A 2,193-nucleotide genomic window follows, 5' to 3' on the forward strand; every position below is an offset into this window, starting at 1 on the left:
ACCCCATCGCACGCAAGGCGATCAGTACCTCCGCGATGTTTGCGGGCACATCCTCCTTGTCGTGCCAGCGCACCCACAAGCCGTTACCCGAAAATAACTGCTCGAAAGTCAGTTCTTTGGTTTTGAGCAGCCCAAAGAACTCCAGCGCTTGCGCACTGCGCCATTCAACAACACGCAGACAATTGATCGCGAAATCGCGGGTCTGTGCCAATGCGTGCAATTGCGCCGGGTTGGATTGCGCGATCGCTGCAACAAATATGCGATAGGAATCGCCAACCGCCGGGTGCTCATCGTTTAGCAGGTCCAGGTGATTCAGCGCGTAGTCCCGGCCAAAGAACGTATCGGGGGAATCGGGCGTATCGGCGACCAGGCGCCAGGGATGTACCCGCTGCAAATGGTCAAAAAGCACACCACATTGAAAATAACAGGCGTAGACATACAGCGCTTGCACCTGCGATTCGCCAAGCTGTACGACATCAATGTAGCGCGCCATCGAAGCTACATCGTGGTGCTTGATCGCGGTTAGCAAATTTGCATAAGCGTCACCCTCGTAAGCGGTCGCCGGAGAGATGAGCTGTAAATTGAGCGGCCATAATTTATCGCGCGCCGCATAGCGGTCTGCCGCATTCGCAATCCAGAGCGGAGAGCCCATCGATGAATCTGCATTCAAATCGGCGTTGCGATGCCTGAGTGCGCCAACCATGCCCACCCCGTTTTCCGTTGCACAAACGTGATGTATCGCAGCCAAACCATTCCGGTCACGAATATTCGGCTCGGCCCCGTGGCGCAGCAATCGATACATTGCGCCGTTGCGCTTGTCAGGAAGCCGTGATGCGACCAACAACGGGGAATCTCCGTTCGCATTGCGGGCGTTCACATCGCAGCCTTGTGAAATCAGCCATTCGATGTCTTCATCGCCGCAATGACGATAAGTTTTTGCCGCATAGTGCAGCACAGTATCGCCATCATGGTTCGCACGGTTCAAGTCACATTTCGCCAAAACACTACGCGCCGCAGGATAGCGATCTATGAAGTGGATAAGGTGCCAAAACATCAATACGCCGGCGAACTCTTCGTTTGGATCAGCGAGCGCCTTGAAGTATTTGCTCGCCAAGCGCACGCCAAGGTGACTGGAAAGGCCCACCGCAACGCGCGGGTCAAGCGCATCCAGGCGTTCAATCAGTTGATCTTTATTGATCGACTCGCCACCGTATAGGTAAGTTTTTTTACCCCCCAGGTCTTGATCATTACTCACTGTCTGCACGATCAAGGTCGCGCCGGGCAACTTCTTTAATAGCGCGCTCGGAAAGCGAAAATTGGAGTCATGCGTAAAGTCGAGTTGTAGAAAATTTTCCGCCTCTCGTATTCCTTCCAGATAGGGATTTTCATCTTTAAACTTGGTCTTGACGCCAAGCTCTGCCACCTGTTTGTTGAACGACTGCGCCGAAGTCGTCAACAACTCAAACTGCGCCTGTATCTGTTCACGTGTCGCGCGATCAACAAATAGTATCGACAACTGAGTTTCATTAAGAGACATACTTCTATCCTTGGAGCTTGAACGAAATGATCCGAACCTGAATTCAGGTGATCACAAAAGCTCAGCGAGCCGCRCTTCAATCGTCTTCAGCATGTTCACCGCATCCACCCCTTTGTTGCTGCGCTTAATGTGATTCTCAAGCAGCGTCTTGGCTCTCTCCAGGCGTGGCTGAGTGGGCAACCAATGCGCCATGAGGATTTTTGCTGCCGCGATATGGCCTTCATCCAATGCCTTCAGCATGGGGTCATCGCTTTTTTGACTCAACGCAAATTCATGGTGCTCAATGGCGTTGGGGTTGGCGCCGCGCTTGAGCAGCATGCTGACGAGTTCAACGCTCCCGCTCGATGCAGCCTTGTGCATAAGCGTTATCTGGTCGGAGCCGGTCGCGTTGACATTGCAGCCTGCATCGAGCAGCAGTTCAACCACATCGGCATGCCCATCCCTAGCTGCATTCAGTATGGGTGGTTCAGGCTCATAAGAACTAAACGCCGCATACGGCATATCCAGATCAACGCCCAACTTTGCCAGCGCCCTGATCTTGGCCAGGTCATGCCCGCGAATCGCCTTGTGAAGATCACGTGGCACATCACCGGTGTAGGCGTCGGAGGGTGGCGAGGAAACCATGCCCCGCGCCTTCAGGTAATCCACTGCACCCT

At 53.8% G+C, this 2,193-nt stretch carries 2 protein-coding genes; both read right to left on the bottom strand.

Features of this window, described 5'->3' with window-relative positions; all coding sequences use genetic code 11:
• Window positions 1-1,537, bottom strand: a 1,537-nt coding sequence (locus tag AC1DWI_RS20465; protein ID WP_477725606.1) for an ankyrin repeat domain-containing protein, incomplete at its 3' end; no start/stop codon positions are given.
• A 51-nt stretch (window positions 1,538-1,588) separates the two neighbouring features.
• On the bottom strand, window positions 1,589-2,193 hold a 605-nt coding region (locus tag AC1DWI_RS20470), incomplete at its 5' end, for an ankyrin repeat domain-containing protein (RefSeq protein WP_477725607.1).

Source organism: Polaromonas sp. P3_C2, assembly GCF_056402675.1.